Origin of the sequence: Acinetobacter sp. PK01 (assembly GCF_022819285.1) — a bacterium.
GTDB lineage: Bacteria > Pseudomonadota > Gammaproteobacteria > Pseudomonadales > Moraxellaceae > Acinetobacter > Acinetobacter tandoii.
The window spans coordinates 2,732,636-2,748,099 of sequence record NZ_CP094643.1; the positions used below are offsets into that span (position 1 = coordinate 2,732,636).

The following is a 15,464-nucleotide window of genomic DNA, read 5'->3' on the forward strand; positions in this document are numbered from 1 at the left end:
AGTCATGTGCAGCACCTCACTATAATGACAATTAAGGAGATGGAGACATCTCTGAATACTAAAATAATATCCCCCTATTTATTTTATTCCCAGATTTCCCCCAAAATCTGGGATTTTTTTTAACTTGCTCTACAACTTCGGTCACTCTCAATACAATAAAAAAGACTTATGTAGGTTCTACATAAGTCTTTAGCAACATTTAATCAAATCATTTGAATTGTTCTAATATGAAGTAATTCTTAACGCTCTTGAACTTTTTCTTCAATTTCAGCCACGCTGGTATGTCGAACATCCAAACCTTTTACCATATAGATGACTTGTTCGGAAATATTGCGGGCATGATCACCAATACGCTCCAATGAACGTAAAACCCACATCACGTTAATGACACGAGAAATATGACGTGGATCTTCAATCATATAAGTCATTAAAGTACGGGTTGCCGACTGGTATTCACGGTCAATATCCGCATCTGCCAACATAACTCGTAGCGCCTGATCCACATCTAGACGTGCAAAAGCATCTAAAGCATCATGAATCATGACACGGACTTGATTGCCGATATGACGGGTTTCCATGTAACCACGTGGGGAACCACCTTCTTCACAAAGACTTTGTGCAATGCGAGCAATTTTAGCTGCTTCATCACCAATACGTTCTAAATCAGTGTTGGCTTTACTCATGGCAATCACCATACGTAAATCAATCGCCGCAGGATGACGACGCGCTAAAATTAACGTGAGCGCTTCGTCAATTTCACGCTCATAACGATTGACAGTATTGTCCTGATATTGCACATCAATGGCTAAGTTGGCATCAGTATCGAGTAAAGCGTGGATTGCATTCGCCACTTGTTGTTCAACCAAACCACCCATGGTCATAAATTTGGTATTTACAGCCTGTAAATCTTCATTAAATTGCGAAGAAATATGATGGTTTAAAACAGGGTTACTTGGACTCAAAATCAACACTCCACAACAGCGGTTAAAGACAAACGCTTTCGCTCAATATTAAAGCATACCTATTATGAATATTTGATGACAACAGAGAATCAATACCAGTATTTCACTTTATTTTTCGACCAACCAAACATTCATTTGCTGTAACGCTTGTTCATTCAATTGACCAACGGCTGCTTTTAAACGCAACACATTCAAAACATAGTCATATTTGGCATTTACATAATCTTGCTTGGTTGAAAATGCATTGCGCTGTGCCAGCAACACGTCGACCATGGTTTTTAAACCTTCCTGATATTGTGCCTGAGAAGCCTCTGACACCACTTGGGAAGATTGCATGGCAGCCTGACGGGCTTCGAGTTTGGCTTGATCAGTTTCCACCTGATAAAACGCTTTCTTCACCTCAGTTTGCGCTTTACGAATGGTAGCATCGAGTTGTGCTTCAGATTTACGCACATTCACCGCTGCTTTTTGAATAGAACGCTGTGTTCGTCCACCTGTAAAAGCATTCCAATTCATTTCAATGCCAATCTGGTCAAATTGACCATCATTTGACAGCACACTTGAAGGCTGCTGCTGATTATAACCATAGGTCCCGACAGCTTCGAGCTGCGGATAGAGCGCCGCTTTTTCCACCCGTTTTTGATCTTCGGCATAGCGTTGTTGTAATCGTGCTTGTTGTATTTCTAAATTATGGTTGCGGGCCAAATCTTCCCATGCTGTCAATTGGGCAGGTTGAGGCTTTTGATAGACAAAATCATCCCGAATGACCGCAAGTTTGTCGCGATAAGGACCAATTAACTGCTGTAATTGCTCTTGTGCCAATAACAATTGCACTTGGGTTGCAATGCGGTTTGCTCGTGCATTCTGATACTGCGCTTGTGCTTCACTGACATCACTTTTAGCCACCAAACCTTCTCGTAACTTGGCATTCATCATATTCAATTGCTGCAACAGGGCTTGTTCTTCCTGTAAATAAGCTTGCGTTAAACTTTGCTGACGCAACACATCAAAATAACTTTCTGCTACCGTTAAAATATGCTGCTGTTGCTGTAATTTTAAGGTCACTTCACTTAAGTTGACTGAAGTCTCCACTTGTTTAAAACCTTCCCATGCATCCCAACGAAACAAGGGCTGTCGGGCAGTGACGGCAACCTGATGAGTCGTGGTGGCCGAAGGAATCTCTAAGGAAGATTGTGATGTATCTGAATTCTGCTGTGATTTTCGGGTGCTACTGGCTGAAACCGTGATCGTTGGCAATAAGTTCCCTTTGGCAATACCTAAATTGAGCTGGTCTGCTTCGTATTTCAGCTTATTTGCTTGCCAATTTGGATCTGTCTGTTGCGCCCTTGCATAGGCTTGTACCAAATCCAAAGCATGTGCTTCAGCCATGTGAAAACTTAAAGACAAACCGAGCAACCAAAGTTTCTTCATTCTTATCCCTGATTCAAACCGTTTCATATTGTATGTAACGTCATAAGCCCCTACAAACTCTGCTAAATTAACGTGATCAGTGCAATTTTGCACGGGTTTTAACCATAATCACCTACTAAAACAGCTCTGGTTTAGTAACCAAACTCCCTCACAATAGTACAAACCTACTGCAAGATTTCAGCTTAAAATAAAGCCTTGCTCCCTGCTCCTGCTTATCTTTTAGGTTTACATTCTTAACGGCTGTGAAATTCAAGTTTATGCTTTCATTAAAACCCTGTTTTCTCTTGTTGTGTGGCATGTTGCTGAGTGCTTGCCAGCAACCAGAATCTCAAGTTGCTCAGGAACAACCTCCCAAACAGCAACAACAAGAAACTACAGTTGATTTAACTGAAATGTGCAAAAACCTGAAAAAGAATATGTTGGAAATTAATAACCAACGTACAACCTTTGCCCTCGAAGAAATTAATCAAGATCTCAAAGTCTGTCTTCCACTCGTAAAACTGGCTGAACAGAAAGATTTACTAAAACTTTCTGGCATCATGTACGATAATTTTTTACAAGTTGAACGCACCCCACAACAACAATTGGCTTTTGAGCAATATGCATTTGATATGGCACAGCATCCCACCATTCAACAAAGTCATTTTGAACAATTTTCCCTGCGTGACCAATATCTGATTAAGCATCAGGGACAGGCCTATATTGAACTGATCGACCAAGGCGAAGGAATGCTCGCTTACCGCCGTAGCCCACAGTATCTCGCAATTGTGTTTGCACCCTACATGCCTGAAGCTGAAAAAGTCTTTATTACTGAATTGGCACAGCAAAACATGCAAGCCCCATTTCTGGATGGCGCCTTGACCATTGACCCGCAAGTCATTGTGGCACGTGCCTTATTCTGGGAAAATTATTTACAGCAATATCCACGCAGTAGCTATCGAAATGACGCAGAGTATCTCTTAGAGATGTATACGCATTTCTTATTTAAAGGTATGAATAACTCTCCAGTCTCAGAAAGTTATAGCGATCAAAATGCCATTAACAGTAGCAGTCTCTTTGAGATTGAAAAACTGGCAAAATTGCAACATTCCCATCTGACGTGGCAAGCACGACGTTTTTTGCAATTCTTAGAATTATCAGAACAACAACGTAACACCCAAATTCCGGTGCAACTCAGTCCACAGCAAAAACAATCTGGGCAAAGTAATCTACTGACTTTAAAACAATTAGATCAATTTTTAGGTCTACCTGAGCTGAATACACGTTCGCCTCGTGACTGTTTCAGTGATGCGATTTGTCTTCCATCAGCAAAATAATCTGCACCATTTTTCATTCTTTTTCATACAACCCACAATAACAATAAGTCCTTTTTCTTTGCTAACGAATGTCATGAAATATACATGGGCATTTCCCTGATTGCATGCTACCATTTGTCCTAGCTTGACGGAGCGCGAGTAATCCCTCGCTGAGATTGTGTAGTTCTAAACATGAGCACAAGTACCGTTGAACCTGATCAGGTTAACACCTGCGTAGGAATCAAGCGCTCCCTAAAAACTGCCGCCCTCCGTCTATCTGGTGAATTGATTCCTAAAATTTAAACCAGAAGACCAGCCAAGTTTTGGTCGTGCTTGATTCGTTGATGTCATTCATAAGGATCATGCTATGAACCAATTAACGAATCTTTCCCCTGCTGAAGTTTCAGCTCAACATGAGCAAGATGCAAAAGATTTAACTCGAATTTTACCTGCTTCAAACAAAGTCTATATTGAAGGCTCACGCCCTGATATTCGTGTACCCTTCCGTGAAATTAGCCTCACTGATACCCCAACAGGTTTAGGTGGCGAACAAAATCTGCCTTTACGTGTCTATGACACCTCTGGGGTTTATACTGACCCGAATGTTTCGATTGATCTGAACAAAGGTTTACCTTGGGTACGCCAAACTTGGATTGAAGAACGTGACGACACAGAAGTCCTTACAGGTCTGACTTCAAAATTTGGGCAAGAACGCCTGAAAGACATTCGCACGGCTGACATTCGTTTTGCACATATTCAAAACCCACGTCGCGCTAAAGCGGGTAAAAATGTCACGCAAATGCATTATGCCAAGCAAGGCATTATTACCCCAGAAATGGAATATATTGCGATTCGTGAAAACCAACGCCAACGTGAAGGCGTGGATATGCGTCAACATGCAGGTCAAAATTTCGGGGCACAAAATTTACGTGAAATTACCCCTGAGTTTGTCCGTCAAGAAATTGCTGCAGGCCGTGCCATTATTCCTGCCAATATTAACCATCCTGAAATTGAACCCATGATTATTGGACGTAATTTCTTGGTGAAAATTAATGCCAATATTGGGAACTCGGCACTAGGTTCTAGCATTGATGAAGAAGTGGCAAAAATGACATGGGCAACCCGTTGGGGTGCTGACACCATCATGGACTTATCAACGGGTAAAAATATTCATGAAACACGTGAATGGATTATTCGTAACTCACCTGTTCCAATCGGTACCGTACCAATTTATCAAGCACTGGAAAAAGTTGATGGTGTTGCAGAAGACCTCACTTGGGAAATCTTCAAAGACACATTAATTGAACAAGCCGAACAAGGCGTTGACTACTTCACGATTCACGCAGGTGTATTGCTACGCTATGTACCAATGACTGCCAATCGTTTAACGGGTATTGTGTCGCGCGGTGGTTCAATCATGGCGCAGTGGTGTCTAGCCCATCATCAAGAAAATTTCTTGTATACGCATTTTGATGAAATCTGCGAAATCATGAAAGCCTATGATGTTTCATTCAGTTTAGGCGATGGTTTACGTCCAGGTTGTGTGCAAGATGCCAATGACGAAGCACAGTTCAGTGAACTGAAAACTTTAGGTGAACTGACACACCGCGCTTGGGAACATGATGTACAGGTGATGATTGAAGGTCCGGGACATGTGCCGATGCATATGATCAAGGAAAATATGGATCTACAACTAGAAGTCTGTAAAGAAGCCCCTTTCTATACACTTGGGCCTTTAACAACTGATATCGCTCCGGGTTATGACCACATTACATCTGCAATTGGTGCGGCCATGATTGGTTGGTACGGCACCGCCATGCTGTGTTATGTCACACCGAAAGAACATCTAGGCTTACCAAATAAGAAAGATGTTAAAGATGGCATTATCACGTATAAAATTGCTGCACATGCTGCGGATTTGGCCAAAGGTCATCCTGGTGCCCAAGCTCGTGATAATGCTTTGTCTAAAGCACGTTTTGAATTCCGCTGGGAAGATCAATTCAACTTGGCCTTAGACCCTGACACAGCACGTAGCATGCATGACGAAACCATGCCAAAAGAAGCACATAAATCTGCCCATTTCTGCTCAATGTGCGGACCAAAATTCTGCTCCATGAAAATTACTCAGAATGTTCGAGATTATGCGCAAAATCAGAAAAATGCGTCAGCATCAGAAGAAGTCGATTCAGATGTAGAATCAGGTCTACAAGCAATGAAAAATGTCTACCACGAACATGGTCAAAAATTGTACCATAAAGTGTAATTAGCTAAAAAAATATTGGTGTTCAGAAAAAACTCCGTTAGGATGAAATAGTCATTTTCATCCTGACCGAGCTTTATGAATATTATTAAACGAGCAACGTATAACAGCGACGAAGTAGACATTCTTTCTCGAGAATATTTATTTCGTGGCTTTATTCAGGTTGAAAAAGTCAGCCTCAAACATCGTTTATTTCAGCAAAGCGAATATACCTCTATTATTCATCGGGAATTAATTCAGCGTCCCGAAGCGGCAGGGGTTTTAATTTATAATGACCATCAACAAAAATTCGCTTTAATTGAACAGTTTCGTATTGGCGCAATGGATGATCAAGACTCGCCATGGCAACTGGAAGTCATTGCTGGCGTACTCGATGGTGATGAGTCACCTGAAAGCTGTATCCGCCGAGAAAGCCTAGAAGAGTCAGGTTGTGAGTTGCAAGATTTGCAGCATCTATTCAGTTTTTATCCTTCTGCCGGAGCATGTGCAGAGCTTTTTCATCTATATAGTGCAGAAGCAGTACTCCCTGAACAAGGTGGAATATTCGGAGTTGCTGATGAAGGCGAGAATATTCAATTGCATATTCTTGATTATGCCGACATACATAATCTACTGACCAATGGTCGGCTCAGAAATGCGCCTGTCATCATGGCATTGCAATGGTTAGAACAACACATTAAAACTATAAGGAATGTCTAAGGGGAAGGACATGACTTTAAAACAACCACATGAACAGCCACAAAGCTGGACCATTATACAAATTTCAGATACACATTTAATGAATCAGGATGATTTAGAATTTGTGCATATGAATCCTGAGCAAAGTTTTCATCGGGTGATGGCGCAAATTCAACATGAATATCCACATGCCCACGCGCTGATTCATACGGGTGATTTGGCGCAGGTTCCTGTGTCTGAAACCTATCAGCGCTACCTTGCTTTTATGCAAACCACAGGTTTTCAATACTACCAAGTGCCTGGCAACCATGATAGTGAGGAATTCTTTCCATTTCATGACCAGCAAAATAAAGTCCATGCCATTCCTATAGGAAATTGGTGTTTAGTGCTGCTCAATAGTGCCGTCAAAGGCAAAATTGATGGCTGGATTAATACCGAACAACTCAAACAACTGGATCAAATTCTCAACCTACATGCTGAGCAATCCATTTTAATTGCCTGCCACCACCACCCTTTTGAAATGCAGTCCCGTTGGATCGATCAACATATTCTGAAAAACACTGAGCACCTGACCGACGTTTTGGCTAAACACTCGAATGTCAAATTGGTATTGTGTGGCCATGTGCATCAAGCCTCGGAAAATCAATGGCATGGCATACATTTCCTATCCACCCCATCAACCTGCGTACAATTTAAACCACATAGTGATGATTTTGCGCTGGATGATGAAGCACCTGGCTATCGCGTCGTACAATTAAAAGCCAATGGTGAGTTTACAACTCAAGTGCATCGCACACAGCCCATACAAAAAAAAATAAATATTGAAATTACAGGCTACTAACTTTTCATTTCATTTTATTTCCATTATGTTATGGCTGCTAAATAAAAGGTGATAGCTTAAATCGAAACATCAAAGACTATCCAGAACTGAAAAAAGTCTATATGATGACGACCCCTGTGGAACAATCTCCGCATGGGCGGTAGATAAAAACACTTGCATATCACCATATTTTTTGCGTATAGATGTACGTATATGATGAGGAATGCCCTATATGGCGAATGATAACCAAATCCAAGTCTTGGATGAACATACAGATGTTGTAGATGACAAATCTACCAAGCGCGTACGTAAAGCAAAGCCGAAGGCAACAGAAGGTGGTTCTACTGCGAGCTTATTTGGTATTGAACCTTATCAGCCAAAAAAGAATGAAGAATACATGTCTGAAGGACAGCTTGAGCACTTCCGTCAGATTTTACTGGCATGGAAAGCAGAGCTCATGTCTGAAGTGGATCGTACCCTCAACACCATGCAAGACGAAAATACTGCATTGCCTGACGTAAATGACCGTGCAACGCAAGAAGAAGAATTTGCAATTGAATTAAGAACACGTGACCGTGAACGTAAGTTGATTCGTAAAATTGAACAATCGATTGAAGCCATCAAAAATGATGATTACGGTTTCTGTGAAACTTGTGGTATCGAAATTGGTTTACGCCGTTTAGAAGCACGTCCAACTGCGACTCTATGTATTGATTGCAAAACCTTGGCGGAAATCAAAGAGAAACAAAATAACGGTTAAGCATGTTATTCAATAATCCTCCCCTAACCCTTGCCTTACAGAAGGAAGGGGACAATAGGATGGCTTATGTGGGTCGGTTTGCTCCATCGCCAACCGGCCCTTTGCATTTTGGCTCCTTACTCACCGCCGTTGCGAGTTATTGCGATGCCAAAGCACAACAAGGGCAATGGCTGGTTCGTGTAGAAGATACCGATATTCCGCGTATTTATCCTGGCAGTGAACAGCATATTCTACAATGTCTAGAAGCCTTTCAACTTTATCCCGATGCTGAGATTATCTTCCAGAAAGATCGTCTAGCCCTTTATGAAACAGTCATTGAGCAGTTACATGCTATAGGTCAAGTCTATGCCTGTGCCTGTACCCGTAAAATGCTGGGCTCTAATCATATCTATGCAGGAACTTGTCGTGATTTAGGTCTGGCGTTTGAACATCAAGCCATTCGCGTTAAGGTGCAAGATCAACGTATTTGCTTTCAAGATCGCTTGCAAGGGCTACACTGTTGCAATTTAAAACAGGATTTGGGGGACTTCGTACTCAAACGTCGAGACGGCATTATCAATTATCAACTCGCTGTTGTTGTAGATGATTATTTACAAGGCATCACCCATGTAGTACGTGGTGCAGACCTGCTGGATAATACTGAACGTCAAATTTGGCTGGCGCAACTTTTGGGCTACCCCACCCTGAGTTACATGCATTTACCACTCGCCATGAATGATCAGGGACAAAAACTTTCGAAACAAAACCTTGCAAAAGCCTTAGACCCGAAGCAAGCACCTGAACTATTACAACAGGCGCTACACGCTCTGCATCAACCCGAAGTAGATATAGACCGACCTGAAATCATGCTGCAACAGGCTGTGGCGCAGTGGAATACCGATCTCATTCCTCACTGTATCGAATTGGAAGGACACTATCTCTAATGCTAGAGAAAATAAAAAACCTCTCATCTGATTAGACAAGAGGTTTTCAAATAGAATATATGTGCTTAATTAGCCACATACCCAATAGGCTTAGAAACTTGATTCTTCCTTACTTGGGTTAATGTCTTGCGTGGTTGCATCAATTTTCAGAATTAAGCTGATCATCACTGCACACATAATTAAAGATGAACCACCATAACTAATAAAAGGCAAAGTTAAACCTTTGGTCGGTAACATCCCCATATTCATACCCGCATTGACCAGAATTTGCAGCAAGAAAATAATGCTGATGCCATAAGCCAAATAACCTGCGCGCAAGTATTGATTGCGTAGCGCACGATGACCAATTTTAATACAGCACACCAACATCCCAAAAGACAAAAGCAATACCACAGTAATGCCTAAAAAGCCGAATTCCTCTCCTAACACTGCCAACATAAAGTCGGTATGTGCTTCAGGTAAATACGACATTTTTTGGATACTGTGACCCAGACCTACACCGACCCACTCACCACGACCAAAGGCCATCAATGCGTTCGACAACTGATAACCTGCCCCCAAAGGATCGTTCCAAGGGTTAGAGAACGACATCAGACGCTCAAAACGGTAAGGCTCAAATACAATCAGGAAAAAGAATGCAGTTAGAATCGCACCAAGCGCAATACCAAACTGAATTACGGGTGCGCCTGCTAAAAAGAACACACCCAACATCATCAGCACAATCACCACTGTTGCACCTAAATCGGGTTCAGCAATAATCAAACCAACCGTTAAAATCATGATTGCAGCAAGCCGTACCAAACCTTTAACGTTGTTCCTGACTTCCGCAGCGCGGCGCACAACATAATCGGCTGTAAAGATGGCCATCATGACCTTAGCAACTTCCGTGGCTTGCAAGGTAAAGCCAGCTATACGAATCCATCGTGTGGAACCATTCACCTCTGTCCCGATCACCAAGACAGCAGCGAGCAAGGCAATGGTGATGAGCCACAACGAAAAAGTATTATTGAACCATACGTTCAGCGAAACCCGATAAGCCAAAAATGCGGCAATGCCAGCCACTACAATGGAAATAGCATGGCGTACAACATAATGGAATGGATTCTCCAACATTCGATCTGCATAAGGCATGGAAGCCGAAGCCACCATGATAGAACCTAAACACAGCAAAGCAATCACACAAAAAATCAGCACATTTCTTGCCGTAAATTCCGCTGGAATTCGCGGACTGACACGGTCATAAAATTGTTGAAATTTATTGATCGTTGTCTGAGCTAAACCTGCCATACAACTCTCTCCTTATCATTCTTTTAAGTTAGAGCATTCACACAATCGACAAACTGATGACCACGATCACCATAACTTTTAAACATATCAAAACTTGCACATGCTGGAGACAATAGCACCACATCATGTGGCTGGGTATGTACTTGGCACAATGCTACTGCTTCTTTTAATGTTGCAGCATGCAAGATGGTCGTAGTTCCTGCAATCGCGTGTTCGATCAGGTTCGCATCTTCACCGATCAACACCGCAAGTTTAGCGTATTTGACTAGTGAATCTTTCAAAGCAGTAAAATCTTGTCCTTTTCCTTGTCCACCCAAGATAATCGCTACTTTACCTTGCTGAGCTTCAATCGCAGCTCCTAATCCATCAATTGCAGCCAAAGTTGCGCCAATATTGGTGCCTTTAGAATCATTATAATATCGGACTTGGCTCACCTCTTTCACAAATTCACAGCGATGTTCTAAACCTTTAAAATGCTTCAAAGTATTCAACATCGACTCAAGTGGTAAGCCAATCGCCTCACCTAAAGCCAAACATGCTAAGGCATTTGCGACATTGTGCGTACCTTGAATGTACATGTCCGAACTTCTCAATAAACGCTCACGACCACGTGCCAACCAGATGGTACCATCATCATCTTTTAAAATGCCGTATTGATTCAGATCTGGTGCATTTAAGCCAAAACTTTGCAATGGCGTCACATCGGGTACCAAAGGACGAGTTAACGAATCATCACGGTTGTACACCACTTTTTTCACACCTTGGAAAATACGGTGTTTGGCTTGATGATAGCCCCACATATCTCCATGACGGTCTAAATGGTCTTCACTCATATTCAGAACTACTGCAACCGCTGCATTCAAGTTCGAAGTCGTTTCAAGCTGAAAGCTCGATAATTCAAGAATATACAGTTCTGGATCATCCTTGGTTAAATCTAGCGCTGGTCGTCCTAAATTACCGCCTACAGCAACTTTCTTACCTGCTTCTTGAGCCATGAGACCAAATAACGTGGTCACGGTACTTTTTGCATTTGAACCTGTAATTGCCACAATCGGTTTGTCCGTGGCACGGCGTAATACCTGAATTTCGCTGACAACTGGAATTTGATGTGCAATCGCAGCTTGTAATTCGGGTAATTTCAAATCCAACCCTGGACTGACAATAATTTCTTCAGCTTGTAATAAAAGTTCTCGATCTAATTGACCAAAACTGGTTTGTACCTCGGCAGGAATTTGATCATGCCCTGGTGGAGTTGCTCGTGAATCTGTTACTGCAACGCGGTAGCCCTTCTCATGTAAGAAATTTACTGCTGCAACACCTGAAATTCCAAGTCCTGCAACGACTTTTAATCCACCACGCTGTATTAACATTTTTGCCCCATGTTTTGGTTGATTGGTAAAACTGACAAAATGTTAGCACTTTGCTGTTTTGAATGCTTTTTCTGTTTTGACTTTCTCTCTGTTTTTTTGTGTCAGTGCGTAAAAAAGCCGTCAAATTTGACGGCTTTTTTGTGATTAGGGGAAATTTGCTTATTTCCACTTCACGGCTTGAATCTCAACATTTTTATTGGCACTAGGTGCATCCTCTTGGCTACAGCCACAACCGCCACCACAACCTGCAACAGACGCAGGCTTCAGCCATTTAGATAGCGTGTTCCAACCCTGCTTTTGCGTAAATTCTGCCAATACGCCAAAGGTTTTATTGGACGTTTTCGGAAACACTTTCTTAAACACCACCAGTGTACTCCACAGCACCAAGGCTGCAACAATCAGAATTTCAACCATGTTCAGAGTCTCCTTGCAGATTAACCTAAATAGTGCGACGCAATTTGAAAAGTCAGGAATGACATCAAATACGCTAAACCAAATAAATACGCGGTCATAAAGCTCACGGTTTTCCATGAACCTGTTTCACGACGTACAGTTGCTAAAGTCGCTAAACAATGTGGCGCATAAACAAACCAGACCAATAAAGACAAACCTGTTGCCAAAGACCACCCTAAGTCACTATTACCACCAATGATTGCCGCCAATCCTTGCGACATAGCATCATCATCCACCGCAGATAAAGCATAGACTGTGCCCAAAGCCGCAACGACAACCTCACGTGCCGCCATAGCTGGAATCAAGGCAATACAAATCTGCCAGTTAAAACCCAAGGGTGCAAAGATAGGCTGCATGATATGCCCCAACATTCCTGCGAAGGAATAATCGATATCCGGCAGAGTCGCGCCCGCAGGCGGCTGAGGGAAAGTACACAAGAACCACAGCAAAATAGAAAGCGCGAAAATAATGCCACCAACACGTTTCATAAAGATTTTGGTACGATCCAACAAACCAATACCGACACTTTTTAGGTCAGGAAAACGGTAACTTGGCAGCTCCATCAGCAACGCATGTTGCGATTTATCTTTTTGGAAAAATTTCAATACAAATGAAACAACCAACGCACTGAAAATACCCGCCATATACAAAGCAAATAGCACCAAGCCTTGCAAATTAAAAATTCCCCACACGGTTTGCGCAGGAATAAATGCCGCAATTAATAAAGCATATACAGGTAGACGTGCCGAACAGGTCATTAGTGGGGCCACAAAAATTGTGGTTAAACGATCACGTGGGTCACTGATACTACGGGTTGCCATAATTCCAGGAACTGCACAGGCAAAGCTAGACAGCAATGGAATAAATGCACGTCCACTCAAGCCTGCTTTAAACATTAATTTATCCAGTAAAAATGCAGCACGCGGTAGATAGCCCGATTCTTCCAAGACCAAAATAAAGAAGAACAGAATAATAATCTGAGGCAAAAACACTACGACACCGCCCGCACCCGCAATAATTCCGTCAACCACCAAACTATGCAATAAAGGTTGCGAGATGGATGCGCCAATCACTTCACCCAGCCAGCCAAATAAACTTTCAATCCCATCCATAAACGGAGCGGCCCAAGCAAAAACCGCTTGGAAAACCACAAACATCATCACCGCAAGTGTGACTAAGCCAAGTACGGGATGTAAAAAAATACGATCAAGGAAATCAGAACGTTTATCTTCTTGGTCCGCATACTGAACGACGTCATGCAAAATTGTGGCGATTTTTTGGTGATGTGAACCTTTTAGACCACTCAATTCTGTATGAGGTACGGCATATTTGGCCTGATCTAAAGCATTCAATAAGTTTTCGATGCCTGCATTACGCACCGCAACGGTTTCAGCAACAGGAATCCCCAAACGTTCAGACAATTTCTGGGTATTGATCTGCATGCCACGACGGCGTGCTTCATCCATCATGTTTAGAACTAGTAGAATTGGACGGCCCAATTCAATCATTTCTAGAACTAGACCTAAATGCAGTTTTAAGTTGGTGGCATCTACCACACATAAAAATGCATCCTGATGCCCTTCTTCTACAATTTTACCTTGTACTACATCACGGGTGATGGCTTCGTCGGGGCTAGTTGCATCTAAGCTGTAAGTTCCAGGCAAGTCCAAGACTCGAACGGCTTTCCCTGAAGGTAAAGAGAACTGACCCATTTTACGTTCAACCGTCACGCCCGCATAGTTCGCGACCTTTTGACGAGTTCCTGTTAAATGGTTAAATAATGAGGTTTTACCACAGTTAGGATTCCCGACAAGGGCAATACGCAACGCATCACTCATGCAGGTGCTCCTTCCATTTCAACTTCAATTTTTGCAGCTTCAACTTTTCTTAGTGCGAAACGGGTAAATCCAACCTGAATTAAAATCGGATCGCCACCAAAAATACCTTTTGTCACCACCTGAACGGAAGTACCAGGCACAAAACCTAAAGTCTCTAAACGACTTGCTATCAGGTCAGTCTGAACTGCATCGCCATCCACATGACGTTTAACATTCCGGATGATGGCCGTTTGCTTGACTTTCAAATCAGATAAAAGCACCGCACTAAACCCTAAAATATTTTACTGTAGTATACACGCAAATGAGAATAATTACCAAATAAGGTTAGATTCCTATTCGCATTCACTTTATACCACAAGGTCCACTCAGAAAAATGTTGTAAAATTAGTTAAGATAAACAATCTAAATCGGTTTCCTGAATTCTAAGCACGAATGTTAAATAAAAAACCTAGAATACCTACACCTATCCAAATTCCAGAAAAACTCAGCTTTCTTCAGGGTTTCCGTGACTATTTAATTGCACAAACCGTTAGCCCCCATACACGCAATGCCTATCTTTCCGACCTGATTCAATGCAGCGAATGCCACAACAAAGCCTTGATTGATTGGCAAAGTGAAGACATTGCAGATGTATTGCTGAGCCTCACTCAACAAGGAAAAAGCCCGCGTTCTATCGCCCGTTGCCTTTCAGCCCTACGTTCTTTTTTTAAATTTTTAAGAGAACAAAAACTACGAAGTGACAACCCTGTTGCTAGTCATCGCACCCCGAAAATTGGACGTGCCTTACCTAAAGATCTTTCAGAACAAGACGTAGAAGCCCTAATTCTTGCACCAGATACCAGTACTGCATTGGGCTTACGCGACCGTGCTATGTTTGAAGTCTTATACGCCTGTGGCTTACGTGTATCAGAATTGTTAAATTTACGTTTAGAACTGATCAATTTAAAACAAGGTTATCTACGGATTGTCGGTAAAGGCAACAAAGAACGTTTGGTGCCTTTAGGACAAGTGGCTTCTGAATGGATTGAACGCTATCTGGCACAAGCCCGACCAAGTCTGTATAAATCGGCAACTGACTATGTGTTCCTCACCCAACAAGGTGGGATTATGAGTCGGCAAAATTTCTGGTATGCCATTAAGCGCTATGCCCTACAGGCTGGCATTCAAGCAGAACTTTCACCGCATACCATGCGTCATGCATTTGCCACCCATTTACTCAACCATGGTGCGGATTTACGTGTGGTACAAGTATTATTGGGACATAGTGATTTATCGACCACACAAATTTATACCCATGTGGCACAAGTTCGTATGCAGCAACTACATGCCGAGTTCCATCCACGAGCCTAGACCATAAATTAAATACGCTCACAGAGTCCACACCAAG

Annotated in this window: 14 protein-coding genes and 1 riboswitch; of the genes, 7 read left to right on the forward strand and 7 right to left on the reverse strand. The window is 42.3% G+C overall.

The window, feature by feature from the left end:
* Window positions 1-239: 239 nt before the first annotated feature.
* Window positions 240-962, reverse strand: a complete 723-nt coding sequence (gene phoU / locus MP622_RS12905) for a phosphate signaling complex protein PhoU (protein ID WP_016168465.1) — start codon at window positions 960-962, stop codon at window positions 240-242.
* A gap of 108 nt (window positions 963-1,070) precedes the next feature.
* Window positions 1,071-2,393, reverse strand: coding sequence for a TolC family outer membrane protein (locus MP622_RS12910; RefSeq protein ID WP_243791281.1), 1,323 nt, complete (start codon window positions 2,391-2,393; stop codon window positions 1,071-1,073).
* A 257-nt stretch (window positions 2,394-2,650) separates the two neighbouring features.
* Here MP622_RS12910 and MP622_RS12915 point away from each other — a divergent pair, with 257 nt between their 5' ends.
* The 6 genes from MP622_RS12915 (at window position 2,651) to gluQRS (ending at window position 9,129) form a co-directional block, all read left to right on the forward strand.
* A complete protein-coding gene (locus MP622_RS12915; protein WP_243791283.1) occupies window positions 2,651-3,709 on the forward strand; it encodes a hypothetical protein in 1,059 nt (352 codons plus the stop codon).
* Between the two features lie 118 nt (window positions 3,710-3,827).
* Window positions 3,828-3,946: riboswitch (TPP riboswitch) on the forward strand.
* Between the two features lie 109 nt (window positions 3,947-4,055).
* Entirely contained in the window at window positions 4,056-5,951 is a 1,896-nt protein-coding gene (thiC, locus tag MP622_RS12920; protein ID WP_243791285.1) for a phosphomethylpyrimidine synthase ThiC, read from the forward strand.
* Window positions 5,952-6,026: 75 nt separating this feature from the next.
* Window positions 6,027-6,647, forward strand: coding sequence for an NUDIX domain-containing protein (locus MP622_RS12925; RefSeq protein WP_243791287.1), 621 nt, complete (start codon window positions 6,027-6,029; stop codon window positions 6,645-6,647).
* Window positions 6,648-6,657: 10 nt separating this feature from the next.
* Window positions 6,658-7,467: a 3',5'-cyclic-AMP phosphodiesterase gene (gene cpdA / locus MP622_RS12930; RefSeq protein ID WP_016168470.1), complete on the forward strand. Its 810-nt coding sequence runs from the start codon at window positions 6,658-6,660 to the stop codon at window positions 7,465-7,467.
* 211 nt (window positions 7,468-7,678) lie between these two features.
* The gene (gene dksA / locus MP622_RS12935; RefSeq protein WP_243791289.1) at window positions 7,679-8,206 is read left to right on the forward strand and encodes an RNA polymerase-binding protein DksA; all 528 of its coding nucleotides are present in this window, start codon (window positions 7,679-7,681) and stop codon (window positions 8,204-8,206) included.
* Between the two features lie 2 nt (window positions 8,207-8,208).
* Window positions 8,209-9,129, forward strand: coding sequence for a tRNA glutamyl-Q(34) synthetase GluQRS (gene gluQRS, locus MP622_RS12940; protein ID WP_016168472.1), 921 nt, complete (start codon window positions 8,209-8,211; stop codon window positions 9,127-9,129).
* 90 nt (window positions 9,130-9,219) lie between these two features.
* Here the strand turns inward: gluQRS and ftsW are convergent, their stop codons facing one another.
* The 5 genes from ftsW to MP622_RS12965 all read right to left on the reverse strand — a co-directional run bounded on the left by ftsW (window position 9,220) and on the right by MP622_RS12965 (window position 14,337).
* On the reverse strand, window positions 9,220-10,416 hold the full coding sequence (gene ftsW, locus MP622_RS12945) for a putative lipid II flippase FtsW (protein ID WP_016168473.1): 1,197 nt from the start codon (window positions 10,414-10,416) through the stop codon (window positions 9,220-9,222).
* Window positions 10,417-10,439: 23 nt separating this feature from the next.
* Window positions 10,440-11,786 (reverse strand): UDP-N-acetylmuramoyl-L-alanine--D-glutamate ligase, encoded by a 1,347-nt coding sequence (murD, locus tag MP622_RS12950; protein ID WP_243791291.1) that lies wholly within the window; start codon window positions 11,784-11,786, stop codon window positions 10,440-10,442.
* A 159-nt stretch (window positions 11,787-11,945) separates the two neighbouring features.
* Window positions 11,946-12,200, reverse strand: a complete 255-nt coding sequence (locus MP622_RS12955; RefSeq protein ID WP_044738790.1) for a DUF6587 family protein — start codon at window positions 12,198-12,200, stop codon at window positions 11,946-11,948.
* A gap of 20 nt (window positions 12,201-12,220) precedes the next feature.
* Entirely contained in the window at window positions 12,221-14,077 is a 1,857-nt protein-coding gene (locus tag MP622_RS12960) for a ferrous iron transporter B (RefSeq protein ID WP_243791292.1), read from the reverse strand.
* The gene (locus MP622_RS12965; RefSeq protein WP_016168477.1) at window positions 14,074-14,337 is read right to left on the reverse strand and encodes a FeoA family protein; all 264 of its coding nucleotides are present in this window, start codon (window positions 14,335-14,337) and stop codon (window positions 14,074-14,076) included. Before MP622_RS12965 ends, MP622_RS12960 begins: the two co-directional genes overlap by 4 nt.
* Before the next feature lie 172 nt (window positions 14,338-14,509).
* On the opposite strand from MP622_RS12965, the gene xerD reads away from it, so the two are divergent.
* Window positions 14,510-15,427, forward strand: coding sequence for a site-specific tyrosine recombinase XerD (gene xerD, locus MP622_RS12970; RefSeq protein ID WP_016168478.1), 918 nt, complete (start codon window positions 14,510-14,512; stop codon window positions 15,425-15,427).
* Window positions 15,428-15,464: the final 37 nt, after the last annotated feature.